The organism is Gordonia sp. (in: high G+C Gram-positive bacteria), from assembly GCF_047602025.1.
In the GTDB taxonomy this organism is placed as follows: Bacteria; Actinomycetota; Actinomycetes; order Mycobacteriales; family Mycobacteriaceae; genus Gordonia.
Map to the genome: position 1 here is coordinate 1,244,659 of NZ_JASGII010000001.1, position 21,119 is coordinate 1,265,777.

Below are 21,119 nucleotides of genomic sequence, written 5' to 3' on the forward strand. Positions count from 1 at the left end.
ATGACCGTCACGGACATGCCCGGCTTTGACACCGCGATCGCCATGGCCGAGGCCGCGGCCTGCGAGAACCCCACGTGGTGGAACGAGGTGCGCAGCCAATCGCACGACGCCGACGGCGGCTACGCCTCGTCGGTGCTGTTGGCCGAGTTCATCCGCAGCCAGGCCCACCGCATGGGCGTCCCGGTCAGCGACATCTGGGCGCGCATCCGCGCGACCGGCGAACTGCCGATCTGAGTCGACGGGGCGGTCGCCGGTAGGCTTGTCGGCTATGGCAGCCGACGAACCCGCCGCGGGTCACTACCTGGCCGGACTGGACCTGGCCGGTCGCCGAGTCGTGGTCGTCGGGGGAGGGTCGGTCGCCCAGCGCAGGCTCCCGAACCTCCTGGCCGCGCAGGCGCGCGTCGTGGTCGTCGCGCTCGATCCGACCCCGGCGGTCGAGTCCAACCCGCGGGTCGAGGTGCTGCGCCGCGCGTACGCCGACGGCGACCTCGAGGGCGCCTGGTACGTCATCGCCTGCACCGATGATCCGGCGGTGAACGCCGCGGTCGCCGCCGAGGCGCAGCGCCGCCGAATCTTCTGCGTCCGCGCCGACGACGCTCGCCTGGGCACCGCAGTCACGCCGGCCAGCGCTCGGCACGACGGCCTGGCCGTCGGCGTGCTGGCCTCCGGCGACCACCGGCGCTCGGCGCAGGTCCGCGACCGCCTCTTGGCCGCGATCGAGCACTCCACGGCGCCGGTCGCCCCGCCCGAGGGTCCGCATGCCGCCGGTGTCGCCCTCGTCGGCGGGGGACCGGGCGACCCCGATCTGATCACCGTCCGCGGTCGGGCGCTGCTCGGTCGGGCCGATGTTGTCGTCGCCGACCGGCTCGCCCCCGCCGAACTCCTCGCCGGCCTGCCCGCCGACGTCGAGGTCATTGACGCGGCGAAGGTCCCCTACGGCCGTGCGATGCGGCAGGAGAGGATCAACGAGATCCTCGTCGACCGCGCGAAGGCCGGAAAATTCGTGGTGCGCCTCAAGGGCGGCGACCCCTACGTCTACGGCCGCGGCTTCGAAGAACTGCAGGCCTGCGTCGACGCGGGCATCCCCGTCACCGTCGTGCCCGGCATCACCAGCGCCATCTCGGCGCCCGCCCTCGCCGGTATCCCGGTCACCCATCGCGGCGTCACGCACGAGGTCGTCGTCGTCTCGGGTCACGTCGCCCCCGACCATCCCGATTCGCTCACCGACTGGGCGGCGCTGGGCAGGCTCACCGGGACCATCGTGTTGATGATGGGCGTCGACCGGCTCGAAGAAGTTCGCCGCCGCCCTGATCGACGGCGGCCGCGACCCGCACACCCCGGTCGCGATGATCGAGAACGCGTCGCTGCCGACGCAGCGGCTGCTGCGGTCGGATCTGGCCAGCGCGGCCGAGGTGGCCGCGCAGCAGGGGCTGATCCCGCCCGCGATCATCGTGATCGGCGCGGTCGCCGGCTTCACCGAGGGCAGTCGCGCCGAGGCGTAGTCGTCAGACGACGTGCAGGATGCCGATCCCGATCAACAGGGCGGCGACCAGGATTCCGGCGCCGCGGACGACCAAGTCCTTGTGTGCGCGGGCGACGTCGAACAGGCGGCGCAGCGGCGAGCCGGGCGCCCAGCGGACCAGTCCCAGGAACAGCGCGGCCAGCGTCGGCAGGCTCAGCGCGACGGTCGCGTAGAGGAACAGCCCGGTGTAGCGCTGGACTGCCGGGATGTCACTGGCCGAGAGCACTGCGAGACCGGCGAAGAACGGCACCGACGTCAACGACTGGATGGCGCCCAGCACCGCCCCGACGACAACGGTCAGCGGCGAGGGGGAGCGCAGCGGCTCCAAGATCCGGTTGATCAGCGGCGAGGAGTCCCCGCCCCGGATGGCCAGGACCAGGGACACCAGACCGGCGAGGATGAGCAGGATACCGAACAGCGCCGACTCGACGATGTGCTTCACGAATTGGCCGAGGCTGTCGAAGGCGAGCAGCACGACCAGGGCGGTGAGGAGCACGCCGAGCCAGTCGCCGAACACCAGCAGCGCGGCCACGCGGGCGTAGCGACCGGCGGCCGCCATCATCGCGAGTGCGACGAGCACTCCGATGAGCAGGACGTTGACCGCGTCGACAAACGCGTAGGTGAGGGCGTGGAGCATTGGCGTGAAGTCTATCCGCCGTCACTCGGTGACCACGACGACGGTCGTGGCGTCGGCGATCTCGACCCGCTGACCCGCGTCGGCGAGGACCGCGGCGACGGTGTTGATGTCGGCGACTTTCCGCCGCGTGGCGACCAGCTCGCGGGCCACCAGGCCCTTGTGGTGCTTGTTGAAGTGGCTGACGACCGACCGGGTGCCGTCGGGCTTTTCGGTCATCACGGTGACGGTCACCGCACCGGGGACCTTGCCCAGGTTCTGGTAGGCGCCCGAGCGCAGGTCGATGAGGAAATCGTCGAGGCCGTCCCAGACTTGCGTCAGCACCGGCTTCCACATCGTGGCCAGCGTCGGTTCGCCGGGCAGCTTGGAACCGGCGGAGAGTCGATAGGCGGGGATCGCGTCGCCCGCGCCGAGCACGCCGAACAGGGCGGACCCGATCAGCAGTCGGTCGCGGGCCTTGGTCCGCGTCGGCCCGGACATGTCGGCGTAGGCGAGGGCGTCGTAGAGGACACCGGTGTACCGCTCGATCGCCGGTCGCGTCGGCGCCTCCCACAACTCGGCGTTGCGCTCGACCTCGGCGACGGCGGTCTTGCCCAGGCCCAGCGCGGTCCGGCTGGCGTCGAGGTCGGCGGAGAGTTCGACGAGGGAATCGACCAGGTGGCGGCGCAGGTCGGTGGCTTCGGGAAACGAGAGGGCGGCGAGGTCGAGGGGCGCCCCGCTGCCGCCGTCCGATTTGGTTTCCGAGGGAGGCAGGATCACGCGCACCCCAGCACCCTACCCAGCGCCGGTGCTCACTAAGCTGGTGCCTCGTGATCACCCGGATGTCGACGCTGTTCCTGCGCACCCTGCGAGACGACCCCGCCGATGCGGAGGTTCCGTCGCACAAGCTGCTGGTCCGCGCCGGCTACATCCGGCGCGAGGCCCCCGGGGTCTACGCCTGGCTGCCGCTGGGCCTGCGCGTGCTGCGCGCCGTCGAAGAGGTCGTGCGCGAGGAGATGAACGCGATCGGCGGTCAAGAGATCCTGCTGCCCGCGCTGCTGCCCCGCGATCCCTACGAGCAGACCGGGCGGTGGACCGAGTACGGCCCCGCGCTGTTCCGCCTGCAGGACCGCAAGGGCGTCGACATGCTGCTCGGCCCCACCCACGAGGAACTCTTCACCCAGCTGGTCAAGGGCGAGTACTCGTCGTACAAGGACCTGCCGGTCACGCTGTACCAGATCCAGACCAAGTACCGCGACGAGGAGCGGCCGCGCGCGGGCATCCTGCGCGGGCGCGAGTTCGTCATGAAGGACTCGTACTCCTTCGACCTCTCCGACGCCGGCCTCGAGGAGTCCTATCGGGCGCACCGCGGTGCCTACCAGAAGATCTTCGACCGTCTCGGCGTCGAGTACGTCATCGTCGCGGCCACCTCGGGCGCGATGGGCGGCAGCGCGTCGGAGGAGTTCCTGGCGACCAGCGAGGTCGGCGAGGACACCTTCGTCCAGTGCGTCGAGTCCGGCTACGCCGCGAACGTCGAAGCCGTCGTCACCCAGCCGGGCACCGAGCGCCCGATCGACGGGCAGCCCGCCGCCGTCGTCCACGACACGGGGGACACCCCCACCATCGAGACGCTCGTCGACTGGGCCAACGGTGCACTCGACCGGGAAGTGACCGCCGCCGACACCCTCAAGAACGTCCTGGTGAAGATTCGCCGTCCGGGCGAGGACTGGCAGATCACCGGCATCGGCGTCCCCGGCGACCGGGAGGTCGATCTCAAGCGCCTCGAGGCCGCGGTGGAGCCGGCCGAGGTCGAACTGCTCGCCGACGCCGACTTCGCCGCCAACCCGGCGCTGGTCCGCGGCTACATCGGCCCGGCCGGCGTCAAGGCCGCCGGCGGCCAGTACCTCGTCGATCCGCGCGTGGTCACCGGCACCGCCTGGATCACCGGCGCCGACGAGAAGGGCAAGCACGTCGTCGACCTCGTCGTCGGCCGCGATTTCACCCCGGACGGCACCATCGAGGCCGCCGAGGTCCGCGACGGCGATCCCGCCCCCGACGGCGCCGGTGAACTGGTGTCGGCCAAGGGCATCGAGATCGGCCACATCTTCCAGTTGGGTCGCAAGTACACCGACGCCTTCGAACTCGACGTGCTGGGCGAGGACGGCAAGCCGGTCCGCGTCACCATGGGCTCCTACGGCATCGGCATTTCGCGCCTGGTCGCCGTGCTGGCCGAGCAGATGCACGACGACAAGGGCCTGCGCTGGCCCCGCGAGATCGCACCCTTCGACGTGCACGTGGTCATCGCGAACAAGGACGAGGCCGCGATCGCCGGCGCCAAGGCCCTGGTCGACGAGTTGGACGGCGCCGGCCTGCAGGTCCTCTTCGACGACCGCAAGGCCTCGCCGGGCGTGAAGTTCAAGGACGCCGAGCTGCTCGGTGTTCCGACGGTGGTCGTCGTGGGCCGCGGCTTCGCCGACGGCACCGTCGAGGTGCGCGACCGCCTGAGCGGCGAGACCACCGAGGTGCCGGTCGACGGCGCCGCGGCGTCGATCACCGCGGCTGTTCGCGGCTGAGCGCGGCTACTTCTCGCGCGGGTCGCCCGGCACGGCGATCGCCGCCGGGGAGATGCCGGCGATGCCGCGCCAATACACCGCGCGCACCGCGGACTCGGTCAGGGCTTCGACGGCCATCGTGCGCAGTTGATCGGTGTCCGCCTGCTCGACGAGTGCCCGATACGCGATCTGCGTCTCCGTCTCGGCGTCGACGGCGGCCCGACCGGCGGACTTGAGGTCGCTCACCTTGTCCGGCAGCCGATACCCGGGCGCGCGCGTCGGCACCTGGCCGCCGCCGGCGGTGAGCGCCTCGGCGACGTCCCGGCGGCGGACGCGGTGGGCCGCGATGTCGTCGGCGACCCGGCTGCGCACGTCATAGCGGGTGAATGCCGTGAGCACCCCGTAGGTGAAGATCGCGGCGTCCTCCGCGCGCACCGCGGCGGCAAGGGAGTCGTTGACGGTCATTTCAGCAATCCCTTGAGGCTGGTGATGGAGGCGGCGACGGACGCGGTGAGCCCGGCCTGGAAACCGGTCGCGGTCACCGCGACCTGCTGGGCGGACTGGGCGTCGGCGTCGAGGGCCGCGATGAACTGGTCGAGCTGCCCGCTCTGCGGTGCGGCCGTGGCCGAACCCGGGGCGGCGGAGCTCGGCGCGGTGGCGTAGGCGGTCGGCGCCGTGCTCGGCTCGGCGATCAGGTGCCGAGACTCCGGGTGCAGGCGGGACACCTCCTCGCGCAGCAGCTTCTCGTGCTCGTCGCGGATCGCCGCGATCTGGTCGAGGACGGCGGCGTGGCGCGGATCGGTCGCCTTCAGTCGGCGCGCCGCGGCGGCAGACGCCTTGGCGGCGCTCGCCAGCGGCACCAGGCGGCCCGCGAGGACCTCCTCGGGCGACGGCGCGCGACTGCAGCCGGACAGCGCCGCGGCGCCCAGGGGCAGGGCGACGGCGGTGGCGGCGGCACCGCGCAGGACGGTTCGACGGGACAACGAAGTCACGACGGCCATGATGCCATCGCCTAGACTCCTGTGGTGCGCGCCCGGGACGTGTCGGCGCGTTGACTTCGAAGGATTGTGGGGGAGCCGTGGCGCCGGATGTGCAGACGGTGACGGCGTTGGCCGCACCGATCGTGGGCGAGACGGGACTCGACCTCGACGATGTGGCGGTGAGCCGCAAGCCGGGCGACGGCGTCTCGGCGATCACCGTCGTCGTCGACGGCGACGACGGCGTCGGCCTCGACCAGCTCACCGACCTCACCCGGGCCTTGACCGCGCGCTTCGACGAGGAGCCGTGGGCGCAGGACTACGCGCTCGACGTCACCTCGCGGGGTGTCGACCGCCCGCTGACCACCGAGCGCCACTGGCGCCGCAACCGGGGGCGCAAGGTCGAGGTGACCGGTGAAAACGGGGAGAAGTTCACCGGCCGAATCGGTAGTCTCGTCGACGACCGCGTGCGCCTGGTCGTCAACCAGAAGGGACGGCTCTCGGTGCGCGAGGTCGGCCTGGCCGACGTGGCGTCGGCGGTGGTCGTCGTCGAATTCGGCGAACCGAGCCCCGCCGAGCTGCGTCTGGCCGACGAGGACTGAACCACCGGGCGCGCCCGGCACAACTGAACATCGCACAAGTGAATAGGAGAACCGCGCAATGAACATCGACATCGCCGCCCTGCGCATGATCGAGGCCGACAAGGGCATCCCGACCGACACCGTGATCACCGCCATCGAAACGGCGCTGCTCACCGCTTACCGGCACACCGACGGCTTCGCGCCGCACGCGCGGATCGACATCAACCGCAAGTCCGGCGAGGTCCGCGTCATGGCGCAGGAGGTCGACGAGGACGGCACTGTGCTCCGCGAGTGGGACGACACCCCCGAGGGCTTCGGTCGAATCGCGGCCACCACCGCCCGCCAGGTCATCCTGCAGCGGTTGCGCGACGCGGAGAACGAGAAGAACTTCGGCGAACTCGTGGCCCACGAGGGCGAGATCGTCGGCGGCGTCGTCCAGCGGCACGTCGGCGCCAACGCCCGCGACCTGGTCCTGGTCGCCATCGGCAGCGAGGCAGACGGCAATGAGGGCGTGATCCCGGCAGCCGAGCAGGTGCCCGGCGAGACCTACGAACACGGCGACCGCATCAAGTGCTACGTCGTCGGCGTCACCCGCGGTTCGCGCGGCCCGCAGATCACGCTGTCGCGCACCCACCCCAACCTGGTGCGCAAGCTGTTCGAGTTGGAGGTCCCCGAGGTTGCCAACAAGTCGGTCGAGATCGTCGCCGTGGCCCGCGAGGCCGGTCACCGGTCGAAGATCGCCGTCCACACCGGCGTGCCGGATCTCAACGCCAAGGGCGCCTGCATCGGCCCGATGGGCCAGCGCGTGCGCAACGTGATGAGCGAGTTGGCGGGGGAGAAGATCGACATCATCGACTACTCCAACGACCCCGCGGTCTTCGTCGCCAACGCCCTCTCGCCGGCCAAGGTGCTGTCGGTGACCGTCGTCGACGAGGCCAACAAGGCGGCCCGCGTCATCGTGCCCGACTACCAACTGTCCCTCGCGATCGGCAAGGAGGGCCAGAACGCCCGACTCGCCGCCCGGTTGACCGGTTGGCGGATCGATATCCGGTCCGACGCCGACCCCGAGGTTCCGGCACCGGCGGGCGGCGGCGCGGAGTAGCACCGCGGGCTGGCGCGGCGGTATGACATTGGCCGAGCCCGCAGGCTAGACTGGCCAAGGCTGCGCGAGACCTCGCCCGTTCCACGGAGAAGACACCATGCACCGTCCGACCAGGATGTGCGTCGGCTGCCGCGGACGAGCTGATCGAGCACAGCTGGTCCGACTGGTCGCGACGAGCGGCCCGGCCGGACCGGTGGTGGTCGTTGACCACCGCAAGACCCTGCCCGGGCGCGGCGCCTGGTTGCATCCGTCGACCGACTGCTTGTCGGAAGCGGTGCGCCGGAGAGCCTTCGCCCCGGCATTGCGGGTCGACGGGCTCACCGTCGATCCAGACGGCCTCGCCGCTTCGCTGCGCGCAGCGGGCGGCGGTGACCAACCGGAAGAACAGGTAGCGCAAGACATGAGCACACCGTGAAGTTCCCACGATGAGCACGTATCGGAGTTAACTGAGGTCGTAGCGGGTGCCCGCTCGACCTCCAAGTGAGGAGAGCAGTGGCAGGCAAGGCCCGCGTGCACGAACTGGCCAAAGAGCTGAACGTGACGAGCAAACAGGTGCTCGAACGTCTCAAAGAGCAGGGCGAGTTCGTCAAGTCCGCGTCGTCGACCGTCGAGGCCCCGGTGGCCCGGCGACTTCGCGAATCATTCCCCAAGCCCGAGTCGGCCCCGGCCGACGAGGCCCCCAAGAAGGCGCCGGCCGAGAAGGCCGCCGCCAAGCCGGCTGCGCCCGCAGCGCCCGCGCCCGCCGAGCCGGCCGCCCCGGCCCCCGAGGCGCCCGCCGCGTCGGCTGCGCCTCCGGCGGCCCGTCCGGCCGTCCCCGGCGCCCCTGCTGGTCCCGGTGGCCCCAAGCCCGGCCCGGCGGCTGCCCCGCGCGCCCCGCGCGTCGGCAACAACCCGTATTCGTCGGCGCCCGCTCCGGCACCGCGCCCGATGGGCCCGCGGCCCGGCGGCGCTCCCGGTCCGGGCGGACCGCGTCCCGGCGGTCCCCGACCCAACCCCGGCGGCATGCCGCCGCGCCCGAACCCCGGTGCCATGCCCACCCGTTCGGCCCGCCCCGACGGCGGCCGTCCCGGTCGTGGTGGTCCCGGTGGTCCCGGCGGCGGTCGTCCCGGTGGCGGCGGCGGTGGTTACCGCGGCGGTCCCGGCGGCGGCGGCGCACCCGGCGGTCCTCCCGGCGGCGGCTTCCGCGGTCGCCCCGGTGGCGGCGGTCGTGGTCGTGGCGGCGGTGCCGCCGGCGCTTTCGGCCGTCCCGGCGGTGCCCCGCGCAAGGGGCGCAAGTCCAAGCGGCAGAAGCGGCAAGAGTACGACTCGATGCAGGCTCCGAGCGTCGGTGGCGTCCGGTTGCCGCACGGCCAGGGCGAGACCATTCGTCTGGCCCGCGGCGCGTCGCTGTCCGACTTCGCCGACAAGATCAACGCCAACCCGGCCTCGCTGGTCCAGGCGCTGTTCAACCTCGGCGAGATGGTCACCGCGACCGAATCGGTCAACGACGAGACGCTGGAGCTGCTCGGCTCGGAGATGAACTACGTCGTCCAGGTCGTCAGCCCGGAGGACGAGGACCGCGAGCTGCTGGAGAGCTTCGACCTCACCTACGGCGAGGACGACGGCGGGGAGGACGACCTCGCGTCGCGGCCCCCGGTGGTCACCGTCATGGGCCACGTCGACCACGGTAAGACCCGACTGCTCGACACGATCCGCGAGGAGAATGTCGGCGAGGGCGAGGCCGGCGGCATCACCCAGCACATCGGTGCCTACCAGGTGAACACCAGCCTCAACGGCGAGGACCGCCTGGTGACCTTCATCGACACCCCGGGCCACGAGGCGTTCACCGCCATGCGTGCCCGCGGTGCGAAGGCCACCGACATCGCGATCCTGGTCGTCGCCGCCGACGACGGCGTCATGCCGCAGACAGTCGAGGCCGTGAACCACGCGCAGGCGGCCGACGTGCCGATCGTCGTCGCGGTCAACAAGATCGACAAGGAGGGCGCGGACCCGTCCAAGATCCGCGGCCAGCTCACCGAGTACGGCCTCGTCCCCGAGGAGTACGGCGGCGAGACCATGTTCGTCGACATCTCGGCCAAGCAGGGCACCAACATCGACGGTTTGCTGGAAGCGGTCCTGCTGACCGCGGACGCATCGCTGGATCTGCGCGCCAACCCGGACATGGACGCCCAGGGCGTCGCGATCGAGGCGCACCTCGACCGTGGTCGCGGCCCGGTCGCCACCGTCCTCATCCAGCGCGGCACGCTGCGCATCGGCGACTCGATCGTCGCCGGCGACGCCTACGGGCGCGTGCGGCGCATGGTCGACGAGCACGGCGAGGACGTCGAAGAGGCGTTCCCGTCGCGACCCGTCCAGGTCATCGGCTTCACGTCGGTGCCGGGTGCGGGTGACAACGTGCTCGTCGTCGAGGAGGACCGCACGGCCCGGCAGATCGCCGACCGCCGCGCGGCCCGCAAGCGCAACGCCCTGGCCGCGCGCAGCCGCAAGCGGATCAGCCTCGAGGACCTGGATTCGGCGCTCAAGGAGACCAGCCAGCTGAACCTGATCCTCAAGGGCGACAACTCGGGCACCGTGGAGGCGCTCGAAGAGGCGCTGCTCGGCATCGAGATCGACGACGAGGTCTCGCTGCGGGTCATCGACCGCGGCGTCGGCGGCGTCACCGAGACGAACGTCGACCTCGCTGCGGCGTCGGACGCGATCATCATCGGGTTCAATGTCCGCGCCGAGGGCAAGGCGACCGAGCGGGCAAACCGCGAGGGCGTCGAGATCCGCTACTACTCGATCATCTACCAGGCGATCGACGAGATCGAGAGCGCGCTCAAGGGCATGCTCAAGCCGATCTACGAGGAAGTGGAGCTCGGCCACGCCGAGATCCGGGCGATCTTCAAGTCGTCCAAGGTCGGCAACATCGCCGGTTGCATGGTCAGCGACGGCCTGATCAAGCGCAACGCCAAGGCCCGCCTGCTCCGCGACAACGTCGTGGTGGCGGAGAACCTGACGATCTCGTCGCTGCGCCGCGAGAAGGACGACGTCACCGAGGTCCGCGACGGTTTCGAGTGCGGTCTGACGCTGACCTACTCCGACATCAAGGTCGGCGACGTCATCGAGAGCTACGAGTTGCAGGAGAAGGCGCGCGACTAGGGGAGACCCCGGCGCAACCTCCTCCGCGAAAGGCGGCTCAACATGGTGGACCAGGCTCGCGCGGCCCGGCTGGCCAAGCGGATCTCCTCGATCGTCGCCTCAGCGATCGGTTCGGGGGAGATCAAGGATCCGCGGCTCGCGCACGTGACGATCACCGACGCCCGGGTGTCCGGCGATCTGCACGACGCGACGCTGTTCTACACGGTGCTGGGCGAATCGCTCGACGCCGAGCCCGACTACGCGGGTGCCGCGGCGGCGCTGGCCAAGGCCACCGGCCACCTGCGCTCGCTCGTCGGCGCCGGCACCGGGGTGCGGTTCACACCGACTCTCGCCTTCCAACTGGACACGGTGCCCGACGCGGCCCGCCAGATGGAGGAGTTAGTCGCCCGCGCCCGCGCCAACGACGAGCTCGTGGCGCGTCAGCGCGCCGGTGCCAAGCCGGCCGGTGACGCCGACCCGTACCGGGACGACGAATCCCACGGCGGCGAGTCGGACCGGTGACGACGGCCACCGCGGCCGACGTGGCCGCCGCGCTGCGCAGCGCGGATGCGGTCACCATCCTGTGCCACGTCCGGCCCGATCCGGACACGCTCGGCAGCGGGCTGGCCCTCGGTCAGGCGCTCGCCGCACTGGGCATGACCGTCGAGGTCGCCTATCCCGGCGACCTGTCGCTGCCCGCGGCGATGGCGGCGCTGCCCGGGGCCGACCTGCTGGTGCCGGCCGGCGAGGTGGCCGGTCATCCGGTGGCTGTGTCGGTCGACGCCGCGACACTCGGACGACTCGAGGAGCTCGGCGAGGTCTTCGGCCGGGCAGAGCGGCGCATCGTCATCGACCACCACGTGTCCAACTCGGGCTTCGGCACGCTCGACTTCATCGACCCGTCGTCGGACTGCACGGCGTCGCTGGTCCTGCAGATCGTCGACGAACTCGGCGTCGAACTGACCGAGCCCATCGCCACGTGCGTCTACGCGGGCCTGGTCACCGACACCGGGTCCTTCAAGTGGGCGCGGCCGGCGTCCTTCGGCGTCGCCACGCGGCTGCTCGAGGCGGGAGTCGACGGGGCCACCTGGAGCCGCCGACTCCTCGACAGCCACCCGTTCGCGTGGTTCCACGTCGCCAGCGCGGTGCTGGCCGACGCGGAGCTCGTCCAATCCGCCTGCGACGGTGCCGGCCTCGTCTATTCGACGGTCCCGCACGCACTGCTCTCGTCGATGGAGTGGGACGAGTCGGAGGGGCTGATCGACCTGGTGCGGACCGCGGAGGATGCCGAGGTCGCGGCCGTCTTCAAGGAGTCGGAGCCGGGGCGCTGGAATGTCTCGCTGCGCTCCAAGGACACCGTCGACGTCACTGCGATCGCGCGCCACTTCGGCGGTGGCGGACACATCCGGGCGTCGGGCTACAGCATCGAGGGCACGGCCGACGAGGTGACCGCCGCGCTGCTGCGCGCGGTGGGTGCCGACGTGCGCTAGAAGCAGGTCACCTGGTGCGCCGCATAGCCGACCTCGCGTTCTCCGCGCTGATCGTGCTCGTCGCGCCGCCGCTCTACCTCATGCTCGACCTGGCCGTCGTCGGACGGCTCGGTGCGCACGAGCTCGCCGCGCTCGGCGTCGGCACGCTGGTGCTGGCGATCTTGAGCACCCAGTTGACCTTCCTGGCCTACGGCACGACGGCCCGTTCGGCCCGACGCTTCGGGGAGGGCGACCGCGACGGCGCGGTGGCGGAGGGCGTGCAGGCGACGTGGATCACGCTCGCCGTCGGCCTGGTGATCGTCGTGGCGGGCTGCGTTGCAGCCCCGTGGATGATGCGCGCCCTGGTGCCCGACGCCGACGTTGCGGCAGATGCGGCGGACTGGCTGCGCATCGCGATCTTCGGCGTGCCGCTGATCCTGGTGTCGATGGCCGGCAACGGGTGGATGCGCGGCGTGCAGAACACCCGCGCCCCGATCGTCAACGTCGTGGTGGGACTGTCACTGGCCGCGCTGCTGTGCGTGGGACTGGTCCACGGCGTGGGCCCGCTGCCGCGGCTGGGCCTGGCCGGCAGCGCGTGGGCCAACGTCGTCGGCCAGTCGGTCACCGGTGTGCTGTTCCTGGCCGCCCTCGCCCGGGAGACGCGGCGCGCCGGCGTCGGCTGGCGGCCCGACCGCGGGATCATCGGTGCGCAACTGGTCGTGGGCCGCGATCTGATCATCCGGAGCGCGTCGTTCCAACTCTGCTTCGTCTCCGCCGCCGCGGTCGCCGCGCGCCACTCCGTCGCAGCCGTGGCGGCCCACCAGGTGGTGCTGCAGGTGTGGGAGTTCCTCGCGCTGCTGCTCGACTCCCTGGCCATCGCGGCACAGTCGCTCGTCGGAGCCGCGCTCGGCGCGAAGAACAGCGACGAGGCGCGGACCGTCGCGCGGCGGGTCGTCGTGGTGTCGACGGCGGTCGCGGTCGGCATCGCCGGGGTGCTGGCACTGGGGTCGTCGGCGATGCCGCGGATCTTCACCGGCGATACCGCGGTCTTGGGTGCGATCGCGACGCCGTGGTGGTTCCTGGTCGCGATACTGCCGTTCGCCGGGATCGTGTTCGCCCTCGACGGGGTCCTCCTGGGTGCGGGGGACGCCGCCTATCTGCGGACGGCGACGCTGGCTGCCGCGCTCGTCGGATTCCTGCCGCTGATCTGGGCGTCGCACATCTGGGGCTGGGGCCTGGCCGGCATCTGGACCGGGCTCTGCGTGTTTATGCTGGCGCGCCTGGCCGCGGTGTGGTGGCGTTATCGGGGCAACGCCTGGGCGCACCAGGGTGGGCCAGCCTAACCTTGGGCGTCTTAGGGTATCCTCATCGCCATGCTGAAGAAGACGTCCCTCGCCATGGCCTGCGGCGCAGTCGCCGCCGGCGCCGTCCTCGCCGCTCCGGCCGATGCCGCCTCGACTACCCGGGTCATCCTGGCTCCGGGGCAATCGGTCGGTGGCATGAACCTCACGTCGGCCTACGGTTCGATGGCTCAGAACCTGACCTCGCGCGGCTTCCCGACCACCGTCCTCGATCTGGCCGGCACCGACCTGCGCAAGGACGCGCGCATCATTGCCGGTGCCGTCGAGCGCACCCGCCGCGCCCACCCGGGCGACAAGATCGCGCTCGTCGGCCACAGCATCGGCGGCATCAGCACACGCTGGTACCTCAAGCAAATGGGCGGCGCCGCCAAGGTCGCGACGTACGTGGCGATCGGCACCGCGCAGTACGGCTCGCCGGCCTCCTGCACCGCGGACATCGCGAAGGAGAACTGCCCGGGCACCTCGTTCATCAATGCACTGAATGCGGGCGACGACACCCCCGGACCGACCAAGTACTACCGGATCCGCAGCACCCACGAGTACGCCACCGGCGACCTCGACGGCGGGCAGTGCCGCGTGACCCCCGTCCCGATCAACGGCGTGCCGGTAGGCTACGATCACACCGCCGAACCGCTGATCCGCGGGATCTGGGACAAGACCGCGGCATCGTTGCGCGGCCAGTGTCTCGGCCGTTTCGTCGACGCCCCCGAGGGCTCGGTCAGCGCCGCCAACCAGCTGCTGCCCGACGCGCCCGGCTACAAGGCACCGAAGCGGCGCTGATCATGGGGGAGCAGGTATCGCTGGGCGACGTTCAGGAGACCCTGCTCATCCCGCTGTACGGCCGGGCACAGGACGCCCGCCGGCGCACGAGCATCCTGCACGACGAGCGTGCCGCGGAGATGGTCGAGCAGATCGACTACGACTTCGCCAAGCACCGCCGGTCCAACACGGCCGGGTCCGTCCTGCGCGCGTCGATCTTCGACGCGATCGTGACCGACTTCCTCGCCGACCATCCCGATGGCACGGTCGTCGACCTGGGGTGCGGGCTGAGCACCAGGTTCGAGCGGCTCGACAACGGCCGGGTCACCTGGCTCGACGTCGATCTCGACGACGTGATGGCGCTGCGGCGCAAGTTCATCGCCGACGGTGAGCGGTACACCCAGCGCGTCGGGTCGATCCACGAGACCGACTGGTACTCGGCGATCGACCGCGACCGGCCCGTCCTGCTGATCAGTGAGGCGGTGCTCATGTACTTCCCCGAGGACCGGGTGAAGCAGACGCTGCGCTCGATCGCGTCGGCGTTCCCCGGTGCGCTGTTCGCCTTCGACACCGCGGGGCAGGGCATGGTCGACATGCAGGACAAGACGAAGGTGTACGACCAGCTCTCGGCGCGCTTCTACTGGGCGTGTGACGACCCGGCCGAGCTGTCCGACTGCGGGCTGAAGTTGATCGCGTCGTACAACTTCGCGCATCCCCCGGCCGCGGCCCGGCAGACGTGGTCGACGTCGATGCGGCTGTTCACGTCGGCGATGGGTCGTTTCCCGGTCCCGAAGTCCTACCGCTTCAACGTCTTCGAGTGCGTCCCGGAGCCGGCGACGCCGAACTGACCGGCCGCCGCGCTCTGGCAGACTGAGCGTTATGGCAACGCTCTGGGCGATCAGTGATCTGCACGTGGCCCACCGCGGCAACGAGCACATCGTCGACGACATCCACCCCGCAGCCGACGATGACTGGCTGATCGTCGCCGGCGACGTCGCTGAGCGCACCGACGACATCGCCGACGTCTTGCGTCGTCTGGCCGCCCGCTTCGCGACGGTCATCTGGGTGCCGGGCAACCACGAGCTGTATACGACGGCCAAGGACCCGCTGCAGATCCACGGCGTCGCCCGCTACGACTACCTGGTGCAGATGGCCCGCGACCTCGGCGTCATCACGCCCGAGGACATGTACCCGCTGTTCGACCCGGGCGACGGCGGCGATCCGGTGCGCGTGGTGCCGATGTTCCTGCTCTACGACTACACGTTCCGCCCCGAGGGGACGTCGACCGCGCTGCAGGCGCTGGCCCTGGCCCGCGAGCGGAACGTCGTCGCGACCGACGAGTTCCTGCTCTCACCCGAGCCCTACGGCACGCGTGACGCGTGGGGGCGGGCGCGCATGGAGGCGACGCAGCAGCGGCTGGACGCCCTCGACCCGTCGGAGAAGACCATCCTGATCAACCACTGGCCGCTGCGCCGCGAGCCGACCGAGGTGCTCATGTACCCCGAGTTCGCGCTGTGGTGCGGCAGCGAGCTGACCGCCGACTGGCACGTGAAGTACAACGCGGCGTGCTGCGTCTACGGACACCTGCACATTCCGCGGACCACCTACTACGACGGCGTGCGATTCGAAGAGGTGTCGGTCGGCTACCCGCGCGAGTGGAAGCGGCGCGGCCTGCCCGAGCCGCTCATGCGGGCGATCGTGCCCGACGGGACACCCGACGACCTGAATGAACACGGTGCGCGGTTCACCGTGCCCGCCGACTACCAGGAGCGCGCCGAGGCGCTGCGCAAGCGGCTCGAAGAGCGCCGCGCCCGCCTCGAGCAGCGCGCCCGGGACAAGACCCAGGACACGAAAGGACAGTCGTGAGCGATCCGGCACCCGAGATCTCCACGCGCACGATGATCGCGCCGATCCTGCCGTCGGGGGTGGCGTCCGCGGAGGCGTTCGGCGATCCCGAGGGCCTCGCGCCGCTGCCCGCCGAAGAGTCGATGATCGGCCGCGCGGTGGACAAGCGCCGCAAGGAGTTCATCACCGCGCGCACCTGCGCCCGCACCGCGCTCGGCGAGCTGGGCGTCGACCCGGTGCCGATCATGCGCGGCGAGAAAGACATGCCGCTGTGGCCCGACGGCGTCGTCGGCAGCATCACCCACACCAACGGCTACCGCGCCGCGATCGTCGCCTACGCGATGCAGATCCGCTCGCTCGGCATCGACGCCGAGCCGCACGAGCCGTTGCCCGACGGGGTGCTGGACCTGACCAGCATCGCCGAGGAGCGCGACGTGTTGGCGCAGCGCCCCGACGGGCTGCACTGGGACCGACTGCTGTTCTGCGCCAAGGAGACCACCTACAAGGCGTGGTTCCCGCTGACGCACCGCTGGCTCGGCTTCGAGGACGCGCACATCACGTTCGAGCAGCAGGGCGAGCTCGGCGGCGGGGGAGCGCACGGCACCTTCGTCTCCCGGATCCTCATCGACGGGGCGACGCGGGACGGCGGTCCGCCGCTGCTCGAGCTGCCCGGCCGATGGCTGATCGCGCGCGGATTCATCACGACGACGATCGCGCTGCGCTAGATGACGCAGCAGCACGCCCACCTGGAGAACGCGGGCCTGGTCGTCGTCGACAAACCCGCCGGCATCACCAGCCACGACGTGGTCAGCAAGTGCCGCAAGGCGTTCAACACCCGGCGCGTCGGCCACGCCGGCACCCTCGACCCGATGGCCACCGGAGTGTTGATCGTCGGCATCGAGCGCGCCACCAAGCTCATGGGGCTGCTGTCGCTGACGACCAAGTCCTACACGGCGACCATCCGGCTCGGCGTCGCCACGACCACCGACGACGCGGAGGGCGAGGTCACCGCCGCGCTGGCGGCCGACGGGGTGCGCGACGAGGAGATCGCCGCGGCCGTCGCGGTGCTCACCGGCGACATCGAGCAGGTGCCGTCGACGTTCTCCGCGATCAAGGTCGACGGCAAGCGGGCCCACGCCCTGGCCCGCGACGGCGAGGACTTCGAACTCGCCGCGCGCGCGGTCACCGTGTCGCGCTTCGACATCCTCGACACCCGCCGCGCACCCGGCGTCATCGACCTCGACGTCGAAGTCGACTGCTCGTCGGGCACCTACATCCGGGCGCTCGCGCGAGACCTGGGCGCCGCGCTCGGCGTCGGCGGTCACCTCACCGCGCTGCGCCGGACGGCCGTCGGACCGTTCACGCTCTCCCGCGCCCGCACGCTTGCCGAGTTGGAGGCCGACCCGCAGTTGAGCCTGCACATCGACGAGGCCGCCCGCATCGCCTTCCCGCACCGGCAGATCAGCGCCGACGAGGCCGAGGGCATCAGCCAGGGGCGCTGGCTCGACCCGATCGGCATGTCCGGCGTCTACGTCGTCATCGACCCCGACGACCGGCCGATCGCGCTCGTCCGCGAGAAGGGGCGCCGGGCGAGCTCGGTGATGGTGGTGCGCCCGGCGACGCTGCGCTGAGCAGCACTTACTAGGCTGTCCTCATGACTGCTGACGACGCCGCAGGCCGGTCCAAGGATCTCGACGCGCTGCTCGAGCTGCTCGATTTGGAGCAGCGCGACGAAGACGTCTACATCGGCCAGCACCCGGAGCAGAAGACCGCCCGCACTTTCGGCGGTCAGCTCCTCGGCCAGGGGGTCGTCGCGGCGACGCGCTCGCTCACCCGCGGCAACCCGCCGGTGCACGCGCTGCACGCCCACTTCATCCGCGGCGGCGACGTGGCGAAGCCGATGGAGTACCACATCACCCGACTGCGCGACGGCAAGCCGTTCGCCAACCGGCAGGTCACTGCCCGCCAGGACGGCGAGGACATCTTCACGATGCTCGTCGCCTTCCAGGACAACACCAAGGGCCTGGAGCACGCCATCGAGAGCCCGAGCGTCCCCTACCCGGAGGAGCTGCCCGAGCTGGGCGAGCACTTCAAGGGCTACGAGGACCAGATCGCGCTGTTCGTCAACGCGCTGCACCCGATCGACATCCGCTTCGCCAACGACCCCACCTGGAAGGTGCGCGAAGCGGGGGAGAAGCTGCTGAAGAACCGGGTGTGGATGCGCACCGACGGCAAGCTCCCCGACGATCCGATCTGGCACGTCGCGGCGATGTGTTACGCCTCGGACACCACCGTGCTCGACTCGATCATCACCACGCACGGACTGTCGTGGGGGATCGACCGACTCTTCGCCGCGACGGTCAACCACTCGATGTGGTTCCACCGCGAATTCCGCTTCGACGAGTGGTTGTTGTACGCCACCGAGTCGCCCGTCGCGGCCGGTTCGCGCGGCATCGGCTCGGGCCGGTTCTTCACCCGCGACGGCGTCCTGGCGACCTCGGTCGTCCAGGAAGCGTTGATCAAGTATTTCCCGCCCAAGGGTTGATCCGACGATCTGCCGCATCCGACGGTAATCTGATCGGAATTGCCACCACCGCCAAGGAGTAGTCGCAGCGTGGAGCCGCACGACCAGAACGACCCGACCATCCCCGCACCGCCGTCGGTGGTCCCGTCCGTCCCCGGCGGGGCGCCCGAGCCGGGCCAGGGGCCGTCGGTGACGCCTGCGGTCACCGGGACGCCGCAGTTGTGGCTGACCCCCGGCCCGTACCTGCCGCGCCGCGACTGGCAGCAGCGGACGCGCACGCTGATCACCTCGCTCACCGGCGTCGGCGGCGCGCTCTGGCTGCTCGGCGTGATCGCCATCGTGATCACCGGGTTCATCGTCAGCTCCGCGTTGAAGACCTCGACGGTCAAGGGTCACGGCGGGGTGATCGTCCCCTGCAACACCAAGCTGACCCCCGACGCGTCGGCCGAGGAGGGCACCCCGGTGACGGCCTGGTCGGACAAGACCGACAAGGTGTTGACCACCCGGCTGGAAGCGGCCAAGACCGTGCAGGTGCCCGACGCCGACCACCCCGGCAAGACCGTGGCGCGCTGCCACCTGCCGTTCAAGTTCGACAAGCTGCGCCGCGACGCCGTCGGGTACAACGTCCGCATCGGCGACAGCGCTCCGCAGTTCGTCACCACCGCCTCGCTGGTGAAGGGTGCCTACGTGCCGGTCGTGCCGGTCACGGGTGGTGAACGGTGACAACCGGTCGCGACTGGGGCAATGAGCTCCAGGCCTCGATCGTCTGGGTGCTGTGGGTGTCGGCGGTGTGTTTCGTCGCCATGGTCGTGGTCTGTTTCCTGCTGGTGAAGTTCACTAAGTGGGGCCAGCAGTTCTGGCGGGTGGCCGGCAACTTCTTCACCGAGCGCGAGTCGGCACCGCTGACCTGGACGCTCATCATCGTCCTGCTGATCTACTCCATTTTCGCCGTGCGGTTGAACGTGTTGTTCACCTACCAGAGCCTGGACATGTACAACTCGCTGCAAGCAGGATCGGCGATTCTCGATAAGTCGAAGGGCGACGGTCTGTCGCTTGCGGAGCGGATTGAACCTGCACGCACGGCCTTTTGGACGTCGCTCAAGATCTTCGGCGTGCTGGCCACCATTTATATTTTGCGCGGCATGAGTGAGTGGTGGATCGGCGCGGCTTTCGACATCCGCATGCGCGCGTGGCTCACCAGCCACATCAGCCAGGACTGGCTCGGCGAGCGGGCTTTCTACCGGAACCGATTCATCGAGGTCAAGGGCACCAGCGGCGAGACGACCATGGGTCCGGACAACCCCGACCAGCGCATCGAGGAAGACATCGAGAACCTGGTCTATTGGACCCACCAGTTTGTGTTCGGCCGCGGTGGAGGGGCCTCGGGTGTCATCCCCGCGGCTGTCACGATGATCACCTTCACCGGCATGCTGTGGGGCTTGTCCGGGCCGTTGGACATTTTCGGGTACAAGCTAGGCCACGCGATGGTCTTCCTCCTGATGATGTTTATCTTCGTGGCCACGGTCGTCGCTGTCTGGCTCGGCCGCCCATTGATTCGGTTGACCTTCCTCAAATTCCGCCTCAGCGCGAACTTCCGTTTCGGCCTGGTCCGTGTCCGCGAGAACGCCGAGAATATTGCGCTCTACTCCGGTGAGCAGGTCGAGCAGCGCAACCTGATGGCACTGTTCCGCGCCGTGGTGAAGAACTATTGGGCCATCACGTACCGGCAGATCATGTTCAACGGTTGGAACTGGGGTGTCGGCCAGGTGTCGAACATTCTGCCCTGGGTCATCCAGGCCGGCCGGTTCTTCACCGGGCAGGTGACGCTGGGACAGCTCTCCCAGACTGCTGGCGCCTTCGGCAATCTGAGTGACTCGCTCTCCTTCTTCCGAGACATGTACGACGACTTCGCTCGTTGGCGGGCATCGATCATCCGTTTGGACGGCCTGCAGAAGGCGGACAAGGAAGCCCGTGAGCTGCCCGTAATCGCTACTGTCGACGGGCCCGACGAGGTTGTCCTCGAGAAGGTGACTGTGGACAAGCCCAATGGGGAACTACTGATCAAGGATCTGTCGCTGAAGCTGGTCCCAGGCGATGCGCTAGTGGTCAAGGGCGGCTCCGGAACCGGTAAGACGACGCTGTTCCGCGCGTTGTCGGGCCTGTGGCCCTACTGCACGGGGACGTTCATCCGGCCGGGCGGCACCGATACACTGTTTCTGTCTCAAGTGCCGTACCTGCCGCTGACCGACCTGCGCGCCGTGCTCACCTACCCCGCCCCGCCGAGCGGATTCAGCGACGACGAATTGAAGCAGATGCTGGTCGACGTGTCGCTGCCGCACCTGGTCGACCGGCTCGGCGAAGACCAGGATTGGTCCAAGGTTCTTTCGCCCGGCGAGCAGCAGCGCATCGCCTTTGCGCGCGTCCTGTTGTCCAAGCCCAAGGTTGTGTTCCTGGACGAGGCATCCTCGGCGCTCGACGAAGGCTTGGAGTATTCGCTGTACCACCTGGTCCGCACCCGGCTGCCCGAGACGATTCTGCTTTCGATCAGCCACCGGCCGGCGACCGAGCAGCATCACACCAAGGAGTTGGTCCTGCGCGGCAAGGGAGCTTGGGAACTCTCCGACATCCCGGCGAAGGTGTAGGTCATCGAGCTTCTTCGCGCCGGTTACCAATTCTTTACCTGAACCGGTCCCG

21 protein-coding genes and 1 pseudogene are annotated in these 21,119 nt (G+C 70.0%); 18 read left to right on the forward strand and 4 right to left on the reverse strand.

Annotated elements, in window-relative coordinates:
- Entirely contained in the window at positions 1-234 is a 234-nt protein-coding gene (locus QM728_RS06185; RefSeq protein ID WP_415031163.1) for a hypothetical protein, read from the forward strand.
- 34 nt (positions 235-268) lie between these two features.
- Positions 269-1,502 (forward strand): annotated as a pseudogene (gene cobA / locus QM728_RS06190) (uroporphyrinogen-III C-methyltransferase).
- 3 nt (positions 1,503-1,505) lie between these two features.
- On the opposite strand, the gene QM728_RS06195 reads toward cobA, so the two are convergent.
- Entirely contained in the window at positions 1,506-2,159 is a 654-nt protein-coding gene (locus QM728_RS06195) for a hypothetical protein (protein ID WP_415031164.1), read from the reverse strand.
- Between the two features lie 21 nt (positions 2,160-2,180).
- Positions 2,181-2,921 (reverse strand): peroxide stress protein YaaA, encoded by a 741-nt coding sequence (gene yaaA / locus QM728_RS06200; RefSeq protein ID WP_415031165.1) that lies wholly within the window; start codon positions 2,919-2,921, stop codon positions 2,181-2,183.
- Between the two features lie 44 nt (positions 2,922-2,965).
- Between yaaA and QM728_RS06205 the strand changes: the two genes are divergently transcribed.
- The gene (locus QM728_RS06205; RefSeq protein ID WP_415031166.1) at positions 2,966-4,708 is read left to right on the forward strand and encodes a proline--tRNA ligase; all 1,743 of its coding nucleotides are present in this window, start codon (positions 2,966-2,968) and stop codon (positions 4,706-4,708) included.
- Positions 4,709-4,714: 6 nt separating this feature from the next.
- Here the strand turns inward: QM728_RS06205 and QM728_RS06210 are convergent, their stop codons facing one another.
- Together QM728_RS06210 and QM728_RS06215 are read right to left on the reverse strand one after the other, a co-directional pair.
- Positions 4,715-5,152: a ferritin-like domain-containing protein gene (locus QM728_RS06210; protein ID WP_415031167.1), complete on the reverse strand. Its 438-nt coding sequence runs from the start codon at positions 5,150-5,152 to the stop codon at positions 4,715-4,717.
- Positions 5,149-5,688, reverse strand: coding sequence for a hypothetical protein (locus QM728_RS06215; protein WP_415031168.1), 540 nt, complete (start codon positions 5,686-5,688; stop codon positions 5,149-5,151). The genes QM728_RS06210 and QM728_RS06215 overlap by 4 nt, the downstream gene beginning before the upstream one ends.
- Positions 5,689-5,765: 77 nt before the next feature.
- Between QM728_RS06215 and rimP the strand changes: the two genes are divergently transcribed.
- From rimP to QM728_RS06290, 15 genes are all read left to right on the forward strand, one after another.
- On the forward strand, positions 5,766-6,266 hold the full coding sequence (gene rimP, locus QM728_RS06220) for a ribosome maturation factor RimP (protein ID WP_415031169.1): 501 nt from the start codon (positions 5,766-5,768) through the stop codon (positions 6,264-6,266).
- Positions 6,267-6,324: 58 nt separating this feature from the next.
- The gene (gene nusA, locus QM728_RS06225; RefSeq protein ID WP_415031170.1) at positions 6,325-7,347 is read left to right on the forward strand and encodes a transcription termination factor NusA; all 1,023 of its coding nucleotides are present in this window, start codon (positions 6,325-6,327) and stop codon (positions 7,345-7,347) included.
- A 97-nt stretch (positions 7,348-7,444) separates the two neighbouring features.
- Positions 7,445-7,762, forward strand: a complete 318-nt coding sequence (locus QM728_RS06230; RefSeq protein ID WP_415031171.1) for a YlxR family protein — start codon at positions 7,445-7,447, stop codon at positions 7,760-7,762.
- Between the two features lie 77 nt (positions 7,763-7,839).
- The gene (infB, locus tag QM728_RS06235) at positions 7,840-10,488 is read left to right on the forward strand and encodes a translation initiation factor IF-2 (RefSeq protein WP_415031172.1); all 2,649 of its coding nucleotides are present in this window, start codon (positions 7,840-7,842) and stop codon (positions 10,486-10,488) included.
- Between the two features lie 42 nt (positions 10,489-10,530).
- On the forward strand, positions 10,531-10,989 hold the full coding sequence (gene rbfA / locus QM728_RS06240; protein ID WP_415031173.1) for a 30S ribosome-binding factor RbfA: 459 nt from the start codon (positions 10,531-10,533) through the stop codon (positions 10,987-10,989).
- A complete protein-coding gene (locus QM728_RS06245) occupies positions 10,986-11,957 on the forward strand; it encodes a DHH family phosphoesterase (RefSeq protein ID WP_415031174.1) in 972 nt (323 codons plus the stop codon). Before rbfA ends, QM728_RS06245 begins: the two co-directional genes overlap by 4 nt.
- A 14-nt stretch (positions 11,958-11,971) precedes the next feature.
- A complete protein-coding gene (locus QM728_RS06250) occupies positions 11,972-13,279 on the forward strand; it encodes an MATE family efflux transporter (protein WP_415031175.1) in 1,308 nt (435 codons plus the stop codon).
- A 30-nt stretch (positions 13,280-13,309) separates the two neighbouring features.
- A complete protein-coding gene (locus QM728_RS06255) occupies positions 13,310-14,077 on the forward strand; it encodes an esterase/lipase family protein (protein WP_415031176.1) in 768 nt (255 codons plus the stop codon).
- A gap of 2 nt (positions 14,078-14,079) precedes the next feature.
- Positions 14,080-14,904 carry a class I SAM-dependent methyltransferase gene (locus QM728_RS06260; protein ID WP_415031177.1) on the forward strand — a complete coding sequence of 275 codons (825 nt, stop codon included), beginning with the start codon at positions 14,080-14,082 and terminating at the stop codon, positions 14,902-14,904.
- 31 nt (positions 14,905-14,935) lie between these two features.
- Complete coding sequence (locus tag QM728_RS06265; RefSeq protein WP_415031178.1) at positions 14,936-15,922, forward strand: metallophosphoesterase family protein; 987 nt, start codon at positions 14,936-14,938, stop codon at positions 15,920-15,922.
- Between the two features lie 32 nt (positions 15,923-15,954).
- Positions 15,955-16,626: a 4'-phosphopantetheinyl transferase family protein gene (locus QM728_RS06270; protein WP_415032843.1), complete on the forward strand. Its 672-nt coding sequence runs from the start codon at positions 15,955-15,957 to the stop codon at positions 16,624-16,626.
- Positions 16,627-17,532: a tRNA pseudouridine(55) synthase TruB gene (truB, locus tag QM728_RS06275; RefSeq protein ID WP_415031179.1), complete on the forward strand. Its 906-nt coding sequence runs from the start codon at positions 16,627-16,629 to the stop codon at positions 17,530-17,532.
- A 23-nt stretch (positions 17,533-17,555) separates the two neighbouring features.
- Complete coding sequence (locus QM728_RS06280) at positions 17,556-18,446, forward strand: acyl-CoA thioesterase II (protein WP_415031180.1); 891 nt, start codon at positions 17,556-17,558, stop codon at positions 18,444-18,446.
- A gap of 69 nt (positions 18,447-18,515) precedes the next feature.
- Positions 18,516-19,148, forward strand: a complete 633-nt coding sequence (locus QM728_RS06285) for a hypothetical protein (protein ID WP_415031181.1) — start codon at positions 18,516-18,518, stop codon at positions 19,146-19,148.
- Entirely contained in the window at positions 19,145-21,067 is a 1,923-nt protein-coding gene (locus QM728_RS06290) for an ABC transporter ATP-binding protein/permease (RefSeq protein ID WP_415031182.1), read from the forward strand. Before QM728_RS06285 ends, QM728_RS06290 begins: the two co-directional genes overlap by 4 nt.
- Positions 21,068-21,119: the final 52 nt, after the last annotated feature.